Origin of the sequence: Leifsonia sp. McL0618, assembly GCF_049994905.1 — a bacterium.
Taxonomy (GTDB): Bacteria; Actinomycetota; Actinomycetes; order Actinomycetales; family Microbacteriaceae; genus Diaminobutyricibacter.
In genome coordinates this window covers 1397675-1410614 of the sequence record NZ_CP188258.1, presented here as the reverse complement: position 1 = coordinate 1410614, position 12940 = coordinate 1397675, and the positions used below count along the sequence as shown (strand labels likewise).

Genomic DNA, 12940 nt, shown 5'->3' with positions numbered 1-12940 from the left:
GTCAGGCGGGGTGGGTCTGGAGTTCGCGGATCTTGAGCAGCACCTGCGCCCGCAGAACGTCGGGCGCGGTCTCTTTGCAGGCCCTCTGGACGACCTCGGTCAGCACCACACCGATGTGGGCTTCATGGTTGCAGTCAGCACAGCTCTCGAGGTGCTCGCGAATGTCTGCAGCATCTTCGTTGCAGAGTTCGTTGTGCAGGTACTCCTCGAGATCCTGCTTTGCTTTGTCGCAGCCGCAGTCCGTCATTTCGCACTCCTGGGTGTCTGCACGGCGGAGAGTCCCCGCTCATGCGCGTAGTCAGTCAACAGTTCCCGCAGCATGCGGCGACCGCGATGGAGGCGGCTCATCACGGTGCCGATGGGGGTTTTCATGATGTCGGCGATCTCCTGGTAGGAGAACCCTTCGACGTCGGCGAAATACACGGCCATCCGGAAGTCCTCCGGAATGGCCTGGAGAGCATCCTTGACGGTGCTGTCCGGGAGGTGGTCGATCGCTTCAGCTTCGGCCGACCGGGTGGTCGACGCTGTCGTGGACTCAGCACCGCCGAGCTGCCAGTCTTCGAGCTCGTCGATGGTGCCCTGGTACGGCTCGCGCTGCTTCTTGCGATAGGTGTTGATGAACGTGTTGGTGAGGATGCGGTACAGCCACGCCTTCAGGTTCGTTCCCTGCTCGAACTGGCGGAACGCCGCATACGCCTTGACGAACGTCTCCTGCACGAGGTCTTGCGCATCGGCAGGATTACGCGTCATCCGCAGCGCCGCTGCGTACAACTGGTCCATGTACGGCAGAGCCTGCTCTTCGAAGAGGGATCCGAGATCTTCTGGTTCGGTGGTCATCACCGGCCAGTCTAGTTGCGCGAGCACGAGTCGCTCTGCGAGTTCCGAGGGACGCTCAGCTGCCAGAACAGCGGTTGCCGTCATGCTGTGCCCGTCCTTCCTCAGCTTCTGCGTCTCTCCCGCGGCCGATCGCGGATAATCTTGACAACAATGCTGATCTCGAAATATTCCGCCCCGGACTTCGACCCGTATGGCGACAGGGCCCCCGACGAACCGAATGTGCTGTGGCCTGCGCCGGTCGCCGACGGTGCCTTGCGCGCATCCGTCTCGCTTCCCGGTTCGAAATCGCTGACCAACCGCGAACTCGTTCTCGCATCCATCGCCGATGGCCCGTCGCTCCTTCGCGCGCCCCTGCACTCGCTTGACAGCGACAACATGGTGCAGGCGCTGCGCGCGATGGGAACAGTGATCGAGGAGCGCCCGGGTTCCGGTGCCTTCGGCGCCGACCTCCTGGTCACCCCCGCCGACGAACTGTTCGGAAGCACGACGATCGACTGCGGGATGGCCGGCACCGTGATGCGGTTCGTTCCCCCGGTCGCGGGCCTCGCCCTCGGGCCGACCACGTTCGACGCAGACGATTCGGCCCGTGGCCGCCCGATGAAGGCCATGATCACGGCTCTCCGCGCCCTCGGCGTCGACATCAACGACGACGGCCGGGGCAGCCTTCCGTTCACCGTCCACGGCACCGGACGCGTCGCCGGTGGCGCCATCACGATCGACGCGTCCTCATCGAGCCAGTTCGTCTCGGGCCTGCTCCTGTCGGCAGCACGCTTCGACGGCGGCCTCCACCTCACGCACGAGGGCGAACGCCTGCCGAGCCTTCCGCACATCGAGATGACGATCACCGCCCTCGCTGACCGCGGCGTCGCTGTCGAATCACCTTCGGCAGGCGAATGGATGGTGTCCGCCGGCGCGATCCGTGCGGCTGACGTCGACATCGAGCCCGACCTCTCGAACGCCGCGCCGTTCCTCGCTGCTGCCCTCGTTGCCGGTGGCAGCGTCACGATCACCGGATGGCCGGCCGCGACCACACAGGTGGGCGCCGACCTCGCCGCGATCCTTCCACTCTTCGGTGCCACGGTCGACCTCAGTGGCGACCGTCTCACGGTGACGGGTGGGGGTGTCCGCGCGGGTGGAATCCAGGGCGTGACCCTCGATCTCACGACCGGCGGCGAGCTCGCCCCGGCGCTCGTAGCACTCGCCGCCCTCGCGGAGGGTCCGAGCGAGATCACCGGCATCGGCCACATCCGTCACCATGAGACGGACCGCCTCGCCGCCCTTGCGGCCGAGATCAACGGCCTGGGCGGCGACGTCACCGAACTCGAGGACGGCCTGCGGATCGTTCCGCGTCCGCTCCACGGCGGAGTCTGGCGCAGCTACCACGATCACCGCATGGCCACGGCCGGCGCCATCGTCGGGCTCGCCGTTCCCGGGGTCGAGATCGAGAATGTCGCAACGACGGCCAAGACCCTCCCCCAGTTCACCAAGCTGTGGCAGGCGATGCTCACGGACGGCGCTGCATGACGTGGTGGACGCTGTGAACGGGGATGCGCTGTGAACGGGGACGCGCTGTGAACGGGGACGCGCTGTGAGCTGGTGGGATGACGGCGACGACGAGGACGACGACGACTTCGACGAGTCGAGCATCCGCAGCCGGCCGAACCGCAAGGGTTCCCGCCCGCGAACGAAGACGCGCCCCGAGCACGGCGACGCCGTGATCGGCCGCGTGCTGGGCGTCGACCGCGGCCGGTACACGGTCATGCTCGACGAGAACACCGCGGATGAACGCCAGCTGACCGCAGCGCGTGCGAGTGAACTACGCCGGCAGGCGATCGTCACCGGCGACCGCGTCGCCATCGTCGGAGACACCAGCGGCGAGGAGGGCAGTCTCGCCCGCATCGTGCGCATAGAGCCCCGCACGACCCTGCTCCGCCGCAGTGCAGACGACACCGACGAGGTCGAGCGTGTCATCGTGGCGAACGCCGACCAGATGCTCATCGTCGTCGCTGCGGCCAACCCTGAGCCGCGCACACGGCTCGTTGACCGCTATCTCGTCGCGGCATACGACGCCGGCATCGCACCGATGCTCTGCGTGACGAAGATCGACCTCGCAGACCCCGCAGAGTTTCTTCACAATTTCGCGGGCCTCGACCTGCCGGTCTTCACCAGCCGTGAGGACGCCATCCCGGTCGACGCCATCCGCGCGGCGCTCGTGGGGCACGACACCGTCGTCGTGGGTCATTCGGGTGTCGGCAAATCCACACTCGTCAACGAACTCGTGCCGGGCGCGATGAGGGCGATCGGCGTGGTGAACACGGTGACGGGGCGAGGGCGCCACACATCGTCGTCGACCGTCTCGCTGCGGGTGGAGACCCCGGAGGGTCGCGGGTGGGTGATCGATACGCCGGGGGTGCGCTCGTTCGGACTGGGTCATGTGAACACCGACAGCATCCTGAAAGCGTTCTCCGACCTCGCCGCGGTCGCCGAGGACTGTCCACGCGGCTGCACTCATCTTCCTGACGCACCCGACTGTGCGATCGAGGAGGCCGTCGAGGAAGGGCGCCTCGGCGATACGGGACGTGCGCGCCTGGACTCGTTGCAGCGTCTCCTGACGACGTTCGCGGCTGTGGCGGCGAGCGGGCCGCGGTAGCGTTGAAACATGACTGATGAACGACTCGAAGCCGGCGCCACCGCCCCCGCTTTCACCCTGAAGGACCAGGACTCGAACGACGTCTCGCTGAGCGACTTCTCCGGTGAGAACGTGATCGTCTACTTCTACCCGGCTGCGATGACACCCGGGTGCACCACGGAGGCGTGCGACTTCCGCGACAACCTCAACTCGCTGAAGTCGGCGGGCTACCAGGTCATCGGCATCTCCAAGGACGCCCCCGCGAAGAACAAGGAGTTCCAGGAGCACGACGGACTGAACTTCCCGCTTCTCTCGGACGAAGACCTCACGGTGCACCGCGCGTACGGCGCCTACGGCGAGAAGATGCTGTACGGCAAGCCTGTCACCGGCGTGCTCCGTTCGACGTTCGTCGTGAACCCCGACGGCAGCGTGCGCCTGCCCCTCTACAACGTCAAGGCCACCGGCCACGTCGCCAGCCTGCGCAAGAAGCTCGGTATCGACGCCTGAAGCGGGGTAACGCCGGCGGTCAGTGCGGCTCCCAGCCGTCGCGGAAGACGACGTGCTTCTCCCCGGCGTCCACGACGAGACCGAAGCGGTTGTTCCGTGGCGGCAGCGGGCAGTTGTACTGTCCTGAGAACCCGCACGGCGGAACGAACGCCCGGTTGAAGTCGAGCACGACGCGGCCCGGGTCGTCGCCGCTGCGATGCACGAACAGGAACCGCCCGGAAGCATACGTGCCCTGGAGCCCGTCCGCACCGTTGCTTGCATCGCCGAAGACGAGCAGCAATGTGCCGTCGTCATCGAAAGCACTCAGCGAATAGTCGACCCCGTCCCTGGTGAACGTGATGTCGCCGGGGACGACGAGGTCGCGGGTACCCCCGTTGTCCCGGATGTGCTCGAACGGCACGGTGCGCTCGGTCGAGACCGGTGTGAAGTCGGCCTCGATCACCCAGTCGGGATTGAACGGGAACGCTGTGATCGTCTCGAACGCGTGGATCGCCGGTGCGTCGGCATCCCAGAGCCGGATGCCGCGTTCAGGCTCGCCGGTGTCGAGGTTCCGTCGTTGGAGGGATGTCGCGACCACGGATGCAGGAAGGCCGGCAAGCGCCGCGTCCGGCGTCGTCTCGTCTTCTGCGGCCAGCCAGCGCGTCTCGATGAGGCTCAGGTTGCCGGTCGGCGCGGCGACGGATTCGAGGCGCCAGGCACGCCACTGCGGATAGCCGGCCCTCGCGGTGTCGACGATGGATGCGGGCGCGCGGGTTTCGGAAGTCGTATCAGTCACGGTGTTGGACATAACAATCAGAGTCTGGCTTCTGTTCCGATCCGCGGCTAATCCTGTTCCGGTTTGTTGCGCGTCGTCGCGCGCACCACCGACGGCGACAGAGCGAGCACGATGCCGACGACTGCCGGCACGAGCAGCGCCCAGCCGAGGTCGGGCCGGGCGTAGAGCCCCTGGAAGCTCCCGATGGCGACCGCGATCTGGAGCACCTGCCAGGTGACGGCCGAAGCGCGTACCCACGACCTTCCCCGCAGCGTCGAGACGGCCGTGAGCAGGATCCACGCTGCCGCGAGCACGGCGAGCAGCACGAGCGCGACACCTCCCGCGACCGATTCCGGGCTCGCCGAAGCGAGCTCGAAACCCAGCCAGACGACCAGTGCGACCGCTCCTGCAGCCTCGAGAAAGAGGAGGACGGCGAGCGCGATCAGGAGCGGCGGGCGTGCCGGGGCGGGGGTTCCTTCGGGCTCTGCCATACCATCCGAAGGTTTCGTGCTTGTGTTCACAGGGTTATCTCATCCAAAACTGTTGATTTGCATTTACCAGTATGGGAGCATATTTGAGGTCGAGTTGACGCTCACAGGGTCGTGGGCAGGTCTCATCCCCACGGATCATTCACCCTGTAACTCGACGCTTACCACGCATTCTAGGCCGATCGGCCATGCACCCGGCAACAAAGGAGCACCCCCATGGACTGGCGCGACAAGGCAGCCTGCCTCACCGCTGACCCGGAACTGTTTTTCCCCGTCGGCAACACCGGGCCCGCCGTCGACCAGATCGACAAGGCCAAATCCGTGTGCGCACGGTGCACGGTCACCGAGATCTGCCTTCAGTACGCACTGGAGACCGGCCAGGACTCCGGCGTGTGGGGTGGACTTTCCGAAGACGAGCGTCGCGCGCTCAAGCGTCGCGCAGCTCGCGCCCGTCGCGCTTCCTGACACTAACCCCCTCGCCCCCTGAGGGCGGGCGCCTCGCTTCCTGAGGACGCTTCCGGACCTCTGCCGCTGCTCACTTTGCACACCTAGCCCATGAGCAGCGCAGAGGCCCCTGGGCGTACGTTCACTCGGCTGGCCTGACCTCGCGGCACACGCTGACCTGCGGCGAGCCGTCGGGCAGGGCGAAGTCTTCGGTGAGCACCAGGAGTCCGTCCCCTCCCCGCGAGATGGTGGATGCCGCTTCGCCGGAGACCAGCGACCCTGCCGTCGATCGATGCACGAAGGCGACACGGAGCGCAGCGCCGTCCCTGGTTCCGCAGAAGCGGCCTTCGGTGACGGTATCGCCCCGGTACTCGCCCCAGACCACACCGTCGCGCTCGCTGTATCGGAAACGCGTCGGCTCGTCGGCTGAGACGACGCTCGCGGTCGATGAGACCATGTCGAAGATCCTGCCGTCGAGGCTGTATTTCTCTTCCATCCGTCGATCACGCCTTCGTCAGATATCGCAGCGGCACGTCGATCGTGACCTCGGTGCCCTGTCCCATCATCGTGTGCCAGTCGATCGTGCCGCCCAGTTCGCCCTGGATCAGCGTGCGCACGATCTGCGTGCCGAGCCCTGAGCCGACCTTGCCCTCCGGAAGGCCGGACCCGTTGTCGACGACTTTGACCGTGAGCATGTCGTCCGAACGGTCGGCGATGATCTCCACCTGGCCTTCGCGGCCGGCGAGGCCGTGCTCGACGGCGTTGGTCACCAACTCGGTGAGCGCCAGCGCCAGCGGCGTCGCGTATTCGCTGGGCAGCACGCCGAAACTCCCTGACGACTTGGGGTGGACCGTGGTGTTGTGGCTCGACGCGACCTCGGCCACCAGCAGCAGCACACGGTCGAACACGTCGTCGAAGTCGACGATCTGCGCGAGGCCCGTTGACAGGGTGTCGTGCACGACGGCGATCGCCGCGACACGGCGCATCGCCTGGCTGAGCGCCTCGCGTGCTTCGTCGGAATGCGTCCTGCGGGCCTGGATGCGCAGCAGGGATGCGACCGTCTGCAGGTTGTTCTTCACCCGGTGGTGGATCTCGCGGATGGTGGCGTCCTTGGTGATGAGCTCGCGTTCCTGGTGGCGCATTTCGCTCACGTCGCGGCAGAGCACGATCGCGCCGATACGTTCCCCCCTGTTGCGCATCGGGATGGCGCGCAGCGCGACCGTCACCCCGCGCGCTTCGATATCGGTGCGCCACGGCGCCCGCCCGGTGACGACCAGCGGAAGCGACTCGTCGACCGCCATCCGACCGCTGAGCAGCCGCGTGGTCACCTCGGCCAGCGATTCGCCCTCGAGTTCGTCGGTGAAGCCCATGCGGTTGAAGGCAGAGAGAGCGTTCGGGCTGGCAAAGGTCGTCACACCGTCGACGTCGAGCCGCAGCAGGCCGTCGGACGCCCGGGGGGCACCGCGCCGCGGGCCGGTCGGCGCGCCCAGGTCGGGGAAGTCGCCATTCGCGATCATGGTGAACAGATCGTTGGCACAGTCGTTGAACGTGAGCTCCTGGCGGCTCGGGGTGCGCGCTTCGCTCAGGTTGGTGTGGCGCGTGATGACGGCGACCGGTTGGTCGGCGGTCTCCGGCGAAACAGCACTCAGCCTGCGGATGACCGGCACGGCACGCACACGGGTCGGCGTCTCCTCGAACCAGTCGGGAGCTGAGGTGTCGATGATGCGCTTGGTCTGGAAGGCCTCGGTCACCTGCTGGCGCCACTCGGCCTTGATGCGCTGGCCGACGAAATCACGGTAGAAGAGGGTCGCTGCACTCGAGGGACGCGCGTGTGCGACCGCGACGAAACTGCCGTCGTCTGTCGGCACCCAGAGCACGATATCGGCGAACGCCAGGTCGGCCAGAAGCTGCCAGTCGCCGACGAGCATATGCAGCCAGTCGACATCGGCCTCCGAGGAGCGGCCCTGGGCAAGCACGAGATCACTGAGCGTCGACACGCCCCCTAGTCTAGGCAGACCCGCACGGGTGCCCGTTCCCGGGCTGGAGTTATCCACATGCTCCGCGGTCGCTGGACAGCCACGCGCAATTCCTGCTTGAGTTGCACATCAACGCGACCGATTGTCCGGGCTGGGTGGGCCCCGGATGCTGACCGCACGTCGATTGCGATGGTCGCGTGCACCGTGATGCCTGCACACCTGCGGGCTTTGATCGAGGGGATCCCATGACCTATGCGCTCGACGACGACGACAGCGAGCACTCCCACCTGCGCGACGACTACTTCGGCACGCACACACCACCCCGGTTCGGACTGCCCGACCCGTCGACGCTGCTGGTGAACCTGGCACGGTGTGTGGTCGAAGTGCTCGCGGGCGTCCGCGGTCTCGACCAGCTCTCCCGCTGGGTGACCGACGACGTCTACCGTCACCTCCTCAAGCGGGTCGTGATCGCCAGCCGGGCGCGACAGGTGACGGGAGGCGTGGTTCGCAGGCCGCAGCTCACGGTCGGCGAGCCTCGGATCACCTATCCGCGTGACACGGCGATCGAGGCGGTCGTGATCGTGCACCAGCGATCGCGGTCGCGCGCCGTCGCGATCCGGCTCGAAGCGTTCGAGAGCCGATGGCGCGCAAGCGCGATCAACGTTCTCTGATCACCCGGGTGCCTTTACCCGGTTTGTTCACCACGGAACCGTCCCGAACCGGTCGACGAACCTCCCGGTGGGCCCATCGGGGCCGACGGCCGCCATCGTGACGATCGCGGTCGCCCCCTCTTCGATCGTCTGTGTACCACGATGGCCGTTCAGGTCGGTCGAGGTGTAGCCGGGGTCGACGACATTCACCCGGAACCTTGGGAGTGCTTTCGCGTACTGGGAGGTGATCATCGAGACGGCGGCCTTCGATGACGGGTACGCGATGCCGGTCAGGGTCGACTCGAACCGCGACGGATCGGTCGTGACAGAGAGCGAACCCATACCGCTGCCGACATTGACGACGACGGGCGCCGCGGAACGCTCGAGCAGCGGGATGAATGCATGCGTCATGCGGACGATGCCGAGGACGTTCGTGGCGTACACCTTCGCGACATCGTCGGCCGTGGTCTCTCGTGCGGGAACGTGGCCACCGGAGATGCCGGCGTTGTTCACCAACACGTCGAGGACGCCCTCGCGCGACTCGATGAATTCCGCCGCGCCGGCGACAGATGCATCATCGGTCACGTCCAGCGGAACGAACGTGCCCCCGACATCGGCGGCAGCCCTCGCGCCCTCTTCGCGATCGCGCGCACCCAGGTAGACGGTGTGGCCGAGCAGGACGAGTCGGCGCGCCGTCTCGCGGCCGAGTCCCTTGTTGGCCCCGGAGATCAGTGTGATGGTCATACATCCATCGTGCGCTCCGAATGCCGCGGCGCCCAGCGCCCGGGCCTGCATAGGACCGGCAGTCCTACCCAGAGACCGGCAGAAGGGCCGGCCGGTGCGCGATACTCGAAGGATGACGGCCGACGAGCGCGAACTGGGCCGGATGCTCCGCGCCTGGCGCGACCGCGCCGACCCCGATGATGAAGGCGCACGCCTCACCGGCCAACGCCGCTCGCCTGGGCTGCGTCGCGAAGATGTGGCGGCGCGGGCAGGGCTCTCCGTCGACTACCTCACCCGACTCGAGCAGGGCCGTGCCGTGCATCCGTCCGCTCAGGTCCTCGTGGCTCTCGCACGCGCGCTCATGTTGTCGACGGCAGAGCGGGATCACCTCTTCGTGCTTTCGCGGCAGGTTCCGCCCGGCAGCGGCGTGATCGACGGCCACATCACACCGGGAGTCCAGCGGATGACAGAACGCCTGCGCGACCTTCCGGTCGCCGTGTTCGACGCCGCCTGGACACTTGTCAGCGGCAACCGGCTCTTCGTAGCCCTGATGGGCGAACCGTCCGGCGAATCCCCGCGGGAGCGCAACCTCGCCTGGCGATTCTTCACCGGCACATCCCTCAGCGAATCAGGGGGCCGCGTCATCCGCTCGGCGGGCGACAAGGCGGCATTCGAGGCGGAGATGGTGGCCGACCTGCGTCGCGCGACCGGACGCTACCCCGACGATGCGGGACTTCGGGCACTGATCGACGACCTCATCGGGGGCTCCGAACGTTTCGCCGCGCTCTGGGCGCGCGCAGACGTGGCGGTGCGGTCATCCGACACGAAGACGATCGAGCATCCGGAGCTGGGTACGATCACGCTCGACTGTGACGTGCTGACGGTGCAGGGAAGCGACCTGCGACTCGTCGTCTACTCGGCTCCCGCCGGCAGCGATGACGCCGAGAAGCTGAAACTCCTCGGCGTCATCGGTGCACAGGTCAGCAGCGCACAGGTCAGCAGCGCACAGGTCAGCGGCGTTTCTTCTCCTGCGCGCGACGCTCGGCGCGATTGACCGGCGCCTGGTCGCTTTCGACACGCTGGCCGAAAGCACCACGCTGGGCGGGACCCGGCGCGGGCTGCTGGGCTGGTGCGTTCGCCTCGGCCTGCGCTCGCTGGGCCCGCGCTGTCGCGGCCTGTTCGAGTTGCCCGCGCTGGTCGCGCACCTCGACGCCGCCCGAATCGCTCGGCGCGGAGTAGCTGAGGCGCTGCTGCTCGGCTTCGGCGCGGGCAAGGCCCTTCGCGGCGACCGACGGGCCGGCGACTTCGCCCGGTGCCTGGTTGACCTCGACTTCGAGGTTGAACAGGAAGCCGACGGTCTCCTCGCGGATCTGTCCCATCATCTGCTGGAACATCGCATAGCCTTCGCGCTGGTACTCGACGAGCGGGTCACGCTGGGCCATGGCACGCAGGCCGATGCCGTCTTTCAGGTAGTCCATCTCGTAGAGGTGGTCGCGCCAGCGACGGTCGATCACCGAGAGCACGACACGACGCTCCAGTTCGCGCATGGCCGGCGATCCGAGGCTCTCTTCACGACGCTGGTAGGCCAGTCGGGCGTCGGAGAGGATCTCGCGCCGCATGAATTCGCGGTTGATGCGTCCGCGGTTGCCCGCCTCCGAGATGACTTCGTCGATAGTCACGCCCACCGGGTAGAGCGTCTTGAGTTCGCCCCAGAGCGCGTCGAAATCCCAGTCGTCGCCGTTGCCGTCGGAGGTGTGCGAGTCGAGCACCTCATCGATCACGTCGGTGAGGAACTTCTGCGTGCGCTCGTGGAGGTCGTCGCCTTCGAGGATGTGGCGGCGGTCGCTGTAGATCGCCTCGCGCTGGCGGTTCAGCACGTCGTCGTACTTGAGCACGTTCTTGCGGATCTCGGCGTTGCGCGCCTCGACCTGCGACTGGGCGCTTCGGATGGCCCGGCTCACGACCTTGGACTCGATCGCGAGGTCGTCCGGCACGTTTCCACGGCCCATGAGGCTCTCTGCGGCACCGGCGTTGAACAGGCGCATCAGGTCGTCGGTCAGGGACAGGTAGAAGCGGCTCTCGCCGGGGTCGCCCTGGCGGCCGCTGCGTCCGCGCAGCTGGTTGTCGATGCGACGTGATTCGTGGCGCTCAGTCCCGAGAACGTAGAGACCGCCCGCGTCGATGACCTTGTCGGCCTCTTCCTGAACCTTCGCCTTGACCTCGTCGTAGACGGCGTCCCATGCGGCTTCGTATTCGTCGGGCGTCTCGACCGGCGAGAGTCCGCGCGCATTCATCTCGGCGACCGCGATGAACTCGGCGTTGCCGCCGAGCATGATGTCCGTTCCACGGCCGGCCATGTTGGTGGCCACCGTCACGGAGCCCACGCGACCCGCCTGAGCGACGATCGCTGCCTCGCGTGCGTGGTTCTTCGCGTTCAGGACCTCGTGGCGTACGCCCTTCTTCGCGAGGAGGCGGGAGAGGTATTCGCTCTTCTCGACGCTCGTCGTGCCGACGAGAACGGGCTGGCCCTTCTCGTGACGGCGCACGATGTCTTCGACGACCTGGCCGAACTTCGACTCCTCGTTCTTGTAGACGAGGTCGGACTGGTCGATGCGCTGCATCGGCTTGTTCGTCGGGATCGGCACGACGCCGAGCTTGTACGTGCTCATGAACTCCGCCGCCTCGGTCTCGGCGGTACCGGTCATGCCGGAGAGCTTCTTGTACAGGCGGAAGTAGTTCTGCAGGGTAACCGTGGCGAGTGTCTGGTTCTCGGCCTTGACCGCGACTCCCTCTTTCGCCTCGATCGCCTGGTGGATGCCTTCGTTGTACCGGCGGCCCATGAGGATGCGGCCGGTGTGCTCGTCGACGATTAGGACCTCGCCGTTCATCACGACGTAGTCTTTGTCGCGCTTGAACAGCGCGTTCGCTTTGATGGCGTTGTTGAGGAATGAGATCAGCGGAGTGTTCGCCGATTCGTAGAGGTTGTCGATGCCGAGGTAGTCCTCGACCTTCTCGATGCCCGGTTCGAGAACCCCGACGGTGCGCTTCTTCTCGTCGACCTCGTAGTCGACGTCGGGAGTGAGGCGGTTCGCCAGGCTCGCGAACTCGTTGAACCACCGGTTCGCCTCGCCGGATGCTGGGCCGGAGATGATCAGCGGGGTGCGTGCCTCGTCGATGAGGATCGAGTCGACCTCGTCGACGATCGCGAAGAAATGCCCGCGCTGCACCATGTCGGCCGCCTGCCACGCCATGTTGTCGCGCAGGTAGTCGAAGCCGAACTCGTTGTTCGTGCCGTAGGTGATGTCAGCGGCGTACTGCTCGCGGCGTTCCTCAGGCGTCTGGCCGGCGAGGATCACGCCGGTCGACATGCCGAGGGCGCGGAAGACGCGGCCCATCAGCTCGCTCTGGTAGCTCGCGAGGTAGTCGTTCACCGTCACGACGTGGACGCCGCGACTCGCGATGGCGTTCAGGTAGGCCGCGGTCGTCGCGACGAGGGTCTTGCCCTCGCCGGTCTTCATCTCGGCGATGTTGCCGAGGTGAAGGGCCGCGCCGCCCATGATCTGCACGTCGAAGTGACGCATTCCGAGGGTGCGCTTCGCAGCCTCGCGGACGGCGGCGAACGCCTCGGGCAGCAGGTCGTCGAGCGACTCGCCATTGCTGTAGCGCTCGCGAAGTTCGACGGTCTCGTGTTTCAGCTCGTCGTCGGTGAGCTCCTGGAAGTCGTCTTCGAGAGCGTTGACCGCCCTGGCGTACCCTTCGAGCTTGCGAAGGATGCGCCCTTCGCCGACACGGAGAACCTTTTCCAGTACTGAGGCCACTGATGCACTCCACTTTGTATGTCTGGGCGCCATGCGCCTGTCGTCCGGCCGGACGCACGATGACGAACCGACCGCAGCCGGCAACTATAGCAATGCTACTTGTTCGGGGGCTGA

General features: G+C 66.6%; 14 protein-coding genes. 6 read left to right on the top strand and 8 right to left on the bottom strand.

All coding sequences use genetic code 11. The features are described from left to right. Position 1: 1 nt before the first annotated feature. On the bottom strand, positions 2-247 hold the full coding sequence (locus tag ACPPVQ_RS06755) for a zf-HC2 domain-containing protein (protein WP_426519906.1): 246 nt from the start codon (positions 245-247) through the stop codon (positions 2-4). After that, positions 244-921: a sigma-70 family RNA polymerase sigma factor gene (locus tag ACPPVQ_RS06750; RefSeq protein WP_426519904.1), complete on the bottom strand. Its 678-nt coding sequence runs from the start codon at positions 919-921 to the stop codon at positions 244-246. Before ACPPVQ_RS06750 ends, ACPPVQ_RS06755 begins: the two co-directional genes overlap by 4 nt. A gap of 66 nt (positions 922-987) precedes the next feature. Here ACPPVQ_RS06750 and aroA point away from each other — a divergent pair, with 66 nt between their 5' ends. The 3 genes from aroA (at position 988) to bcp (ending at position 3973) form a co-directional block, all read left to right on the top strand. Continuing rightward, a complete protein-coding gene (aroA, locus tag ACPPVQ_RS06745; protein WP_426519902.1) occupies positions 988-2361 on the top strand; it encodes a 3-phosphoshikimate 1-carboxyvinyltransferase in 1374 nt (457 codons plus the stop codon). Positions 2362-2425: 64 nt separating this feature from the next. Further along, positions 2426-3487, top strand: coding sequence for a ribosome small subunit-dependent GTPase A (rsgA, locus tag ACPPVQ_RS06740; protein WP_426519900.1), 1062 nt, complete (start codon positions 2426-2428; stop codon positions 3485-3487). Between the two features lie 9 nt (positions 3488-3496). Then, complete coding sequence (gene bcp / locus ACPPVQ_RS06735; protein ID WP_426519898.1) at positions 3497-3973, top strand: thioredoxin-dependent thiol peroxidase; 477 nt, start codon at positions 3497-3499, stop codon at positions 3971-3973. A 19-nt stretch (positions 3974-3992) separates the two neighbouring features. Here the strand turns inward: bcp and ACPPVQ_RS06730 are convergent, their stop codons facing one another. Beyond that, positions 3993-4748 carry a DUF1684 domain-containing protein gene (locus ACPPVQ_RS06730; protein ID WP_426519896.1) on the bottom strand — a complete coding sequence of 252 codons (756 nt, stop codon included), beginning with the start codon at positions 4746-4748 and terminating at the stop codon, positions 3993-3995. A 47-nt stretch (positions 4749-4795) separates the two neighbouring features. Then, positions 4796-5218: a hypothetical protein gene (locus tag ACPPVQ_RS06725; protein WP_426519894.1), complete on the bottom strand. Its 423-nt coding sequence runs from the start codon at positions 5216-5218 to the stop codon at positions 4796-4798. 213 nt (positions 5219-5431) lie between these two features. On the opposite strand from ACPPVQ_RS06725, the gene ACPPVQ_RS06720 reads away from it, so the two are divergent. Further along, complete coding sequence (locus tag ACPPVQ_RS06720) at positions 5432-5680, top strand: WhiB family transcriptional regulator (protein ID WP_055890939.1); 249 nt, start codon at positions 5432-5434, stop codon at positions 5678-5680. Positions 5681-5801: 121 nt separating this feature from the next. Here the strand turns inward: ACPPVQ_RS06720 and ACPPVQ_RS06715 are convergent, their stop codons facing one another. Then, positions 5802-6155: a hypothetical protein gene (locus ACPPVQ_RS06715; RefSeq protein ID WP_426519892.1), complete on the bottom strand. Its 354-nt coding sequence runs from the start codon at positions 6153-6155 to the stop codon at positions 5802-5804. A 7-nt stretch (positions 6156-6162) separates the two neighbouring features. Further along, on the bottom strand, positions 6163-7656 hold the full coding sequence (locus ACPPVQ_RS06710) for a sensor histidine kinase (RefSeq protein WP_426519890.1): 1494 nt from the start codon (positions 7654-7656) through the stop codon (positions 6163-6165). A gap of 224 nt (positions 7657-7880) precedes the next feature. Here ACPPVQ_RS06710 and ACPPVQ_RS06705 point away from each other — a divergent pair, with 224 nt between their 5' ends. Continuing rightward, positions 7881-8306 (top strand): Rv3235 family protein, encoded by a 426-nt coding sequence (locus tag ACPPVQ_RS06705; RefSeq protein WP_426519889.1) that lies wholly within the window; start codon positions 7881-7883, stop codon positions 8304-8306. Positions 8307-8333: 27 nt separating this feature from the next. On the opposite strand, the gene ACPPVQ_RS06700 is transcribed toward ACPPVQ_RS06705, so the two are convergent. Continuing rightward, on the bottom strand, positions 8334-9029 hold the full coding sequence (locus ACPPVQ_RS06700; RefSeq protein WP_426519888.1) for an SDR family NAD(P)-dependent oxidoreductase: 696 nt from the start codon (positions 9027-9029) through the stop codon (positions 8334-8336). A gap of 112 nt (positions 9030-9141) precedes the next feature. Between ACPPVQ_RS06700 and ACPPVQ_RS06695 the strand changes: the two genes are divergently transcribed. After that, positions 9142-10062, top strand: a complete 921-nt coding sequence (locus ACPPVQ_RS06695) for a helix-turn-helix transcriptional regulator (protein ID WP_426519886.1) — start codon at positions 9142-9144, stop codon at positions 10060-10062. On the opposite strand, the gene secA is transcribed toward ACPPVQ_RS06695, so the two are convergent. Then, entirely contained in the window at positions 10019-12826 is a 2808-nt protein-coding gene (gene secA, locus ACPPVQ_RS06690; protein WP_426519884.1) for a preprotein translocase subunit SecA, read from the bottom strand. The genes ACPPVQ_RS06695 and secA overlap by 44 nt on opposite strands. Positions 12827-12940 lie beyond the last annotated feature (114 nt).

Excerpts from the sequence above, each read along its gene's own strand:
- ACPPVQ_RS06755 (WP_426519906.1), bottom strand. The coding sequence starts at position 247 with ATGACGGACTGCGGCTGCGACAAAGCAAAGCAGGATCTCGAGGAGTAC.
- ACPPVQ_RS06705 (WP_426519889.1), top strand. The coding sequence starts at position 7,881 with ATGACCTATGCGCTCGACGACGACGACAGCGAGCACTCCCACCTGCGC.
- bcp (WP_426519898.1), top strand. The coding sequence starts at position 3,497 with ATGACTGATGAACGACTCGAAGCCGGCGCCACCGCCCCCGCTTTCACC.
- ACPPVQ_RS06715 (WP_426519892.1), bottom strand. The coding sequence starts at position 6,155 with ATGGAAGAGAAATACAGCCTCGACGGCAGGATCTTCGACATGGTCTCA.
- ACPPVQ_RS06725 (WP_426519894.1), bottom strand. The coding sequence starts at position 5,218 with ATGGCAGAGCCCGAAGGAACCCCCGCCCCGGCACGCCCGCCGCTCCTG.
- aroA (WP_426519902.1), top strand. The coding sequence starts at position 988 with ATGCTGATCTCGAAATATTCCGCCCCGGACTTCGACCCGTATGGCGAC.
- ACPPVQ_RS06750 (WP_426519904.1), bottom strand. The coding sequence starts at position 921 with ATGACGGCAACCGCTGTTCTGGCAGCTGAGCGTCCCTCGGAACTCGCA.
- ACPPVQ_RS06700 (WP_426519888.1), bottom strand. The coding sequence starts at position 9,029 with ATGACCATCACACTGATCTCCGGGGCCAACAAGGGACTCGGCCGCGAG.
- ACPPVQ_RS06695 (WP_426519886.1), top strand. The coding sequence starts at position 9,142 with ATGACGGCCGACGAGCGCGAACTGGGCCGGATGCTCCGCGCCTGGCGC.
- ACPPVQ_RS06720 (WP_055890939.1), top strand. The coding sequence starts at position 5,432 with ATGGACTGGCGCGACAAGGCAGCCTGCCTCACCGCTGACCCGGAACTG.